General features: G+C 45.2%; 7 protein-coding genes. 6 read left to right on the top strand and 1 reads right to left on the bottom strand.

Annotation, left to right across the window (positions count from 1 at the left end):
• Nucleotides 1-44 precede the first annotated feature (44 nt).
• Entirely contained in the window at nt 45-305 is a 261-nt protein-coding gene (locus QZV86_RS12845) for a LysR family transcriptional regulator (RefSeq protein ID WP_295628878.1), read from the bottom strand.
• A gap of 170 nt (nt 306-475) precedes the next feature.
• Between QZV86_RS12845 and QZV86_RS12840 the strand changes: the two genes are divergently transcribed.
• The 6 genes from QZV86_RS12840 to QZV86_RS12815 all read left to right on the top strand — a co-directional run bounded on the left by QZV86_RS12840 (nt 476) and on the right by QZV86_RS12815 (nt 8,060).
• On the top strand, nt 476-1,369 hold the full coding sequence (locus QZV86_RS12840) for a pirin family protein (protein WP_295628875.1): 894 nt from the start codon (nt 476-478) through the stop codon (nt 1,367-1,369).
• Nucleotides 1,370-1,483: 114 nt separating this feature from the next.
• On the top strand, nt 1,484-2,116 hold the full coding sequence (locus tag QZV86_RS12835; protein WP_295628873.1) for an isochorismatase family protein: 633 nt from the start codon (nt 1,484-1,486) through the stop codon (nt 2,114-2,116).
• 53 nt (nt 2,117-2,169) lie between these two features.
• Nucleotides 2,170-2,799, top strand: coding sequence for an isochorismate family cysteine hydrolase YcaC (gene ycaC / locus QZV86_RS12830; RefSeq protein WP_295628870.1), 630 nt, complete (start codon nt 2,170-2,172; stop codon nt 2,797-2,799).
• A gap of 235 nt (nt 2,800-3,034) precedes the next feature.
• Nucleotides 3,035-4,921 (top strand): amidohydrolase, encoded by a 1,887-nt coding sequence (locus QZV86_RS12825; protein ID WP_295628867.1) that lies wholly within the window; start codon nt 3,035-3,037, stop codon nt 4,919-4,921.
• 139 nt (nt 4,922-5,060) lie between these two features.
• Complete coding sequence (locus QZV86_RS12820) at nt 5,061-6,686, top strand: MFS transporter (protein WP_295628864.1); 1,626 nt, start codon at nt 5,061-5,063, stop codon at nt 6,684-6,686.
• 27 nt (nt 6,687-6,713) lie between these two features.
• Nucleotides 6,714-8,060, top strand: a complete 1,347-nt coding sequence (locus tag QZV86_RS12815) for an alginate export family protein (protein WP_295628861.1) — start codon at nt 6,714-6,716, stop codon at nt 8,058-8,060.
• The last annotated feature ends 146 nt before the right edge of the window (nt 8,061-8,206 follow it).

Here is an 8,206-nt window from a genome sequence, read left to right as displayed (position 1 = left end):
GATCAAAAACAGCAGGTCGCTTGATTCTCATACACCAGATTTGACTATAGCTCTAGCGCCTCTGATGCCTGGTCAAGTTGCTGCATAATGGAGTGAGCGCGTTGATAAAATGCTATGCCCTTATCCGTCCCGATTACACCTCGTTTGGAGCGGTGCAGCAACTCGACTTTCAAGGCAGCCTCAAGATCGCTAATCCGCTTACTAATAACCGACTTTGACAAACCCATGCGTTGTGCAGCAGCACTTATGCTGCCAGTTTCCATAGCATGTAGAAAAGCTAGAATATCATCTAATCGATGTTGCATTGTTCTGTATTTCCGAACACCAAATTCGAAGAAACATGGGTTCTCAATTTATAGTGGAAAGTGTAATCTTAGCGCACTGGATCAAAATATGAACATCTGGACATCAAGAATTAATTGATGAAATTGACATTCTTTATTTAAATCGTTAGATATTAGAAAGGAGATATCCAATGCTTGCAACCAAACCTCAATCATTTGCCAAGAAGCTCCAGCATATTCTGCGTAATAATAGCCAGCATTGGGTTGGGGACGGCTTTCCTGTTCGCTCCCTGTTTAGTTATCCGAAGTTTGGAGCATCCATTAGCCCTTTTTTGCTATTTGATTATGCAGGTCCGATTGAGTTTCCGCCGACAACCCAACGTTTGGGTGTCGGTGAACATCCCCATCGTGGTTTTGAAACAGTGACCATTGTTTATAGTGGCGAAGTGGAACATCGCGACAGCTCTGGCGGAGGCGGAAAGATAGGCCCTGGGGATGTGCAGTGGATGACCGCTGCTTCTGGTATTGTTCATGAAGAATTTCATGGTAGGGATTTTGCGCAGCGAGGCGGATTATTTGAAATGGTGCAACTATGGGTTAATTTGCCGGCCAAAGATAAAATGTCACCGCCACGCTATCAGAACATTTTAAATGACCAGATTCCTGTCGCGAAACTCCCTGGTGATCAGGGAAAGGTACGCGTCATTGCAGGTGAATTCGATGGGTTGAGGGGACCAGCTCAGACGTTTACACCGATTCATATCTGGGATATACGTTTGTCTCGCCAACAAACGATTGATCTTACTGTCCCCGAAGGCTACAACACGATTTTGGCAGTATTGAAAGGCTCTGTGCAGATTAATCATTCAGAAACGATTGGTGCAGCAGAAGTCGCCATATTTGATCCGGTAGGCGATCACATTGGTATCAACACCACACAAGACACAACGTTACTGTTATTGAGTGGTGAACCAATAGAAGAATCGATTGTTGGTAGTGGCCCGTTTGTCATGAATACAGAAGATGAAATCCGCCAAGCTAAGGCCGATTATCAAAGCGGAAAAATGGGGCACCTAGCATCTTAAGTAGCCTCGCGTTTGTGACCCCAAGTATATTTTATGTTAATGCCTTATCAAGAATGTTTCTGAAAATTTTATTTCATGGATTATTGTATTACATTAAAACTAAAGGAGAATATTATGAGCGACATTAATCCCAACGAAACCACTATGCTGCTAATCGACCACCAGAGTGGATTATTCCAATTGGTTAAGGATATGCCTGTGCCAGACTTGCGCCGTAACGCTATTGCGCTCGCTAAAACGGCCACACTGTTAAAAATTCCGGTCATAACTTCTGCCTCGGTTCCTGATGGACCGAACGGCCCGTTAATTCCGGAAATACACCAAGTTGCTCCACATGCGCAATATGTCGGGCGCAATGGTGAAATCAATGTCTGGGATAGCCCTGATTTTGTTAAGGCTGTTGAGGCAATAGGACGCAAAACGCTTATTATAGCGGGAACACTCACGAGCGTATGCATGGCCTTTCCTTCCATCAGTGCGGTGGCTGCGGGATACAAGGTGTATGCAGTTGTCGATGCTTCAGGAAACTGGAGCCAGATGGGCACAGACCTAACTATTGCTCGAATTACGCAAGCAGGTGTAATACCGATTGATACGCTTGCAATAATGTCGGAACTAATGAAAACCTGGAATCGAGAAGAGGCGCCGGATTTTGCCAATCTTTTTGCAGATTTTGCTATGCCGCACTATAGATTATTAATCGAAAGCTACGACAAAGCTCAGGCAGTACAGAAAGGAAAAAAGTAAATTCCGTTATTTTTTACAGTTTAAATTTATCGACGAATGCAAGGAGCCTAAAAATGGAAAAAAATTATAAATACAATCGTCTTTCTAAAGACGACGCTGTCTTATTGCTGGTGGATCACCAGGCGGGCCTGATCTCGCTGGTGCAGGATTTCTCACCCAATGAATTTAAAAATAATGTACTGGCCTTAACAGCCTGCGGCAAATATTTCAAGTTGCCGACAATTCTGACAACAAGCTTCGAGGATGGACCGAACGGCCCGCTGGTTCCGGAAATAAAGGAAATGTTCCCCGATGCGCCGTATGTTGCTCGTCCAGGCAATATCAATGCCTGGGATAACGAAGATTTTGTCAATGCCATCAAAAAAACCGGTCGCAAACAACTCATTATTGCCGGCGTAGTTACTGAGGTGTGCGTTGCTTTTCCAGCATTGTCTGCCATTGAAGAAGGGTTTGAGGTTTTCGTAGTTACCGATGCTTCTGGAACATTCAATGAAGTGACCCGTGATGCGGCTTGGTTGCGAATGCAGTCTGCTGGTGCGCAGATGATGAGTTGGTTTGGCGTGGCTTGCGAACTGCATCGCGACTGGCGCAATGATGTTGAAGGCTTGGGCGCCTTATTCTCCAGTTACATTCCAAATTACCGCAATCTGATGACAAGTTATTTCGCCATGAGCAAGAAATAAGTAACACGTCATTAAATATCATGAATCAAAGATAATCACATGGTCGGAAGCACTAATTGTTTATTGATGATTTTTTTCCGTACACAAAGAAAGCTGCGTCAGATACAGAAAAGGATAGCTGTGACAACAGAGTCATCCAGAAAGCGCGTAGAAGATTAACGTAAACAAAAAGCAGCATTGGTTGATTCCGGAATCGCTTTGAAATCAAATTATTCCACTCTCAGGAGGAATGATCATGGCTAAGGACATTGCACCCAATTTAATTTTAAAAAACGGTAAAATTACTACACTGAGCAAAAAAAGCAGTGTAGTTACGGCGATTGGACTAGCAGACGGTAAAGTACTAGCGACCGGTAGTGATAGCGATATTATGAAATTTGCTAGAAAAGAAACGCGGATTATTGATCTCAACAAACGCCGGGTAATTCCGGGATTGAATGACTCGCATATGCATTTGATTCGCGGCGGCTTATATTACAATCTGGAGCTACGCTGGGAAGGCGTGCCTTCTATCGCTCTGGCGTTGGAAATGCTAAAAAAACAGGCCGAGCGCACACCTGCGCCACAATGGGTGCGAGTGGTTGGAGGCTGGAGCGAGTTCCAGTTCAAAGAACGCCGTATGCCCACACTGACAGAAATCAACAAGGCAGCGCCGGACACACCGGTGTTTGTGCTACATCTCTATGGTCGGGCATTGTTGAACCAGGCCGCCATCAGAGTACTCGGTATCGATAAAAATACACCGAATCCGCCGGGTGGATTCATTGAAAAAGATCGCCAAGGTAATCCGTCAGGTTTGCTGGTCGCTCAGCCATCAGCGCTGATTCTGTATTCCACATTGGCCAAAGGACCGTCTCTACCTGAAGAATATCAATATAATTCCTCCCGCCATTTTATGCGCGAAATGAATAGATTGGGAATTACTTCGGTAATTGATGCCGGCGGTGGCGGACAAAACTATCCTGACGATTACAAAGTCATTCAGAAACTGCATGACAATGGCGATATGACAGTACGCGTTGCTTATAATCTGTTCGCTCAAAAGAAGGGTGAAGAACTGGAGGATTACAAACGCTGGACGGGCATGACAAAGCCAGAGCAAGGTGATGACTTACTGCGCTTGAACGGCGCAGGAGAAAACCTGACATGGTCTGCAGCTGATTTTGAGAATTTTCTTGAGCCATATCCTACTCTAGCACCGGTGATGGAGAAGGAACTTGAAGATATTGTTCGCATTCTGGTGGAGAACCGTTGGCCGTTCCGTATTCATGCGACCTATGATGAAACGATCGGTCGTTTCTTGAATGTGTTTGAACGCGTAAATCGTGACATGCCTTTTAACGGCTTGCGTTTCTTTATTGATCATGCCGAAACCGTGACTGAAAAGAATATCGAGCGCATTAAAGCATTAGGTGGCGGGATTGCGGTACAACACCGTATGGCATTTCAGGGTGAATATTTTGTTGATCGCTATGGTGCCGATGCTGTCCAGCATACGCCTCCGATCCGAAAAATGCTCGATATGGGGGTTCCGGTTGGTGGTGGTACGGATGCCACTCGTGTGGCGAGCTACAATCCTTGGGTATCGCTTTACTGGATGGTTACAGGAAAAACAGTGGGTGGACTTGAGATGTATGATGAAGCCAACTGCTTGGATCGTGAGACTGCGTTGTATCTCTGGACAAAGGGATCCAGCTGGTTTTCCGGAGAAGACCATGTCAAGGGTGCGTTACAGGCCGATGAGTACGCCGATCTCGCAGTATTATCAGACGATTTCATGGCGGTGCCAGATGAAAAAATCAAACATCTGTATGCGGTGATGACCATAATGGGCGGTAATATCGTTCACGCTACAGATGAATTTTCCGATTTTAATCCAACTTTACCACCAGCTATGCCAGACTGGTCTCCAGTGAATGAGTTTGGCGGCTATTACGGACTGCAACAGACCGGTGCAGGTACGGCGGTAAATAACAAAATCGCATCCGGTGATTGTTGTGCCAATGCATGCAGCATTCATGGTCATCATCACGATATCGCATGGAACAACCCGATTCCTATAGACGATACTGTAAAAAATGCTTTCTGGGGCGCGGTGGGTTGTTCATGTTTTGCTGTTTAGCCGGCAGCTCAATCAGCGTTAATATTATGATAATAATCATCTAGTTTATTATTAGGTGTTTGTATTTATTAAATAATATATTATTTAAGATGCATAACGTAATAATGGCGGGACAAGTTGTTTCGATAGATTCTAAGCAATGCACAATACACACGAATCAGCTCTAAGCCCCTTCAAGCACCGAACGTTTACGATCATGTGGCTAGCCGCGCTGATTTCCAATATCGGTACATGGATGCATTCGGTGGGTGCGAGTTGGTTGATGACCAGTCTGTCACCGACTCCACTGACCGTGTCACTGGTGCAGACTGCAACTACTTTGCCGGTATTTCTGTTTGCTCTGCCAGCCGGGGCATTGGCAGATATTTTTAATCGCCGCACTTTATTGTTGTTGACAAATTTATTCATGCTTGCCGCAGCATTAATTTTTGCGATACTGGTATGGGTCGAACTGGTGACTGCAGAATTGTTGCTGCTTTTCGCTTTTTTGCTTGGTACCGGAGCAGCTTTTATGGCACCTGCCTGGCAAGCAATAATTCCGGGAATGGTGCCAAAAGAAGATTTACCTCAAGCTATTACACTCGGTGGTATTAGCATCAATCTCAGTCGTGCCATTGGTCCGGCGCTGGCCGGCGTTTTGATTGGTGCTTACGGCATGGCATTGCCCTTTGTCGCCAACGCTATTTCGTTCATCATAATCATTACGGTGTTGCTGTGGTGGAAATATCAAACTCCGGCTGCCAATCTTGCGCTTCCGCCGGAGCGTGTTGTTTCTGCAATGAGAGCAGGCGTACGTTATGCATGGCACAGTCGCCCGCTTAAGCATACGATGTGGCATGTCATGGGTTTTATGTTCTTTGCCAACGCAGTCTGGGGGCTGTTGCCAATTATTTCTAAAGATCAATTAAGTGGAGATGCTGCTTTTTTTGGACTACTGATGGGCGCGGTCGGGGTTGGGGCAATTACAGGTGCTTTTCTTTTGCCCAGATTTAAAATCAGATTGAATGCAAACCAGTTGGTGGCTATAGGCAGTACTGGTACTGCGCTGATGGCCGGTTACTTTGCAATCGGAAATGATCAGGAGCTGGCTGTACTGGCAGGTTTTATCTTTGGTGTCGGTTGGATAATGGTACTCGCGACTGTCAATGTATCCGCCCAACAGTCCTTGCCAGACTGGGTGCGAGGGCGCGGCTTGGCGGTGTTCTTGATGGTTTTTTTTGGCAGCATGAGTCTAGGGGCAGCCTTCTGGGGTTGGCTCGCCGAAATCACTTCAATTATGCACGCATTGCTCGCCGCAGCTGCGGGGGCAATTGTGTTTATCGCTTTTTCATACCGCTTGAAATTACAGCAGGGTCAGTATCTTGATTTCACACCATCGTTGCACTGGCCAGAGCCTGTTATTCATGAGAAGGTGGTTCACGACGCCGGGCCCGTTATCATTCAGATCAAGTACAATGTGGTAGAAAGAGACCGAGAAGCATTTCTGCAAGCAATTTATCGTTTGAAAGCAGCACGTCAAAGGGATGGTGGGTATAACTGGGGCGTATACGAAGATGTCGAAGGTCAAGGATGTTTTGTCGAACACTTTACCGAGGAAAGTTGGGTTGAACATATGCGCCACCATGAGCGGGTGACCCATGCCGACAAAGCATTGCAGGAAGCCGTACTTGTTTTTCATCAAAAGAGAAGTGCCCCCGAAGTGCGACACCTTATCGCGGCATATCCATCTGGAAAAAGTGACCTTAAAGGCTCGAAAACGCAGTAGATAAAAGACAGGCGCTTACAACGATCAATGATGAAAAAAATGTTTGTCATAGCGTTGGCTATTTTTCTGACGTTTCCCGCTTATGCGAAGGAACCCGGTTTTAATTTGTATCGCTGGAACGAAGATTATGCTTATCTGGCAAAAAAAAGCGATCGCGACTGGTACAACCGTTTCAAATATGCGCCTTTGCGCGAGGATGTTTATGTTTCTTTCGGTGGGTCACTGAGAGAAAGATCCAATATGTATGATAATGATCGTTTTGGTTTGCTTGGTGTTTCCGATGGCCACTTGTTTCTGCACCGGGTTTTACTGCATGCGGATTTGCATGTAACCGACCGTTTTCGATTTTTTGCTGAGCTTGGCAGCCATCTGGTCGAAAGAAACGGCTTGCGTCCTGGTCCATTTGACAGAGATGATGCCGATGTGACGCAGGCGTTCTTCGATTTGAGGTACGCCGGTTCGCAATGGCGTGTAGGTAGGCAGGAAATGGATCTTGGCTCAACCCGGTTGGTTAGTGTTCGAAATGGCCCAAACGTGCGCCGCGCCTTTAACGGAATTCGTTTTGATACGAAAATATCCGATGTAGATTTACGTTTGTTTGGTATGAATGAGGTGAAAGTAAAGAAGGGAGCGTTTAATAACGGCATCAACGATGATGAAATACTTTGGGGTATTTATGCTACAAAGGATATCAATTTTACTAAAGCAAGCGTCTATTATCTCGGCCTTTATCGCAAAGGGGCTGTATATACGCAGAATACAGCCAACGAGACACGTCATTCGATCGGCACACATTTATTCGGCAAGCGAAATGGATGGGATTGGAATTATGAATTGATCTATCAGTTTGGCGACTTCGGTGATGCGGATATCAGCGCGTGGACGGCTGCCAGTGTGACCGGTTATACATTTAACCAAATCACATGGTCGCCGCGCGTAGCATTCAACGCCAATATAGCAAGCGGCGATAAAAACCCCGATAATGGAAAACTGAACACCTTTAATCCATTGTATCCAAATCTAACGTATTTTGAAGAAGCTGCAGTACTTGCACCGCAGAATTTTTATAATATTAAACCGGAAATTTCGTTTTATCCGTTCAATCAGCTGTCCATGACATTTAACTGGAATTTTTTCTGGCGAGTGGAAAAAAATGATGCGGTGTATGTGGGCGGGTTGATTCCTTTACTTGGTACCGCTTCAGTAGATGGTCATTTTGTAGCACATGCGCCTTCAATCAGCATTGATTACCAGCTAAACCACTACGTGGCACTGGATCTGAGTTACAGTCACTTTTTTGCTGGAAAGGTTATTAATAACGCCGGTGGGAATGATATCAATTTCTTAAAACTGGAGTTAAATATTACTTTTTAGGAAAAATAATGACCATATTTACGAATAATTGAACCGCGAGAAAAAGATTTGGGTGGATTTTTTGTTCGCTGAATCTTGCCTTATTCAAAACTGAGGTATGCTTATTTTCATGGAGTCCGAAGTTTCATAAAATGAAGACATGAAAT

Origin of the sequence: uncultured Nitrosomonas sp. (assembly GCF_902826915.1) — a bacterium.
Taxonomy (GTDB): Bacteria; Pseudomonadota; Gammaproteobacteria; order Burkholderiales; family Nitrosomonadaceae; genus Nitrosomonas.
This window is presented reverse-complemented; position numbering and strand designations above follow the sequence as displayed.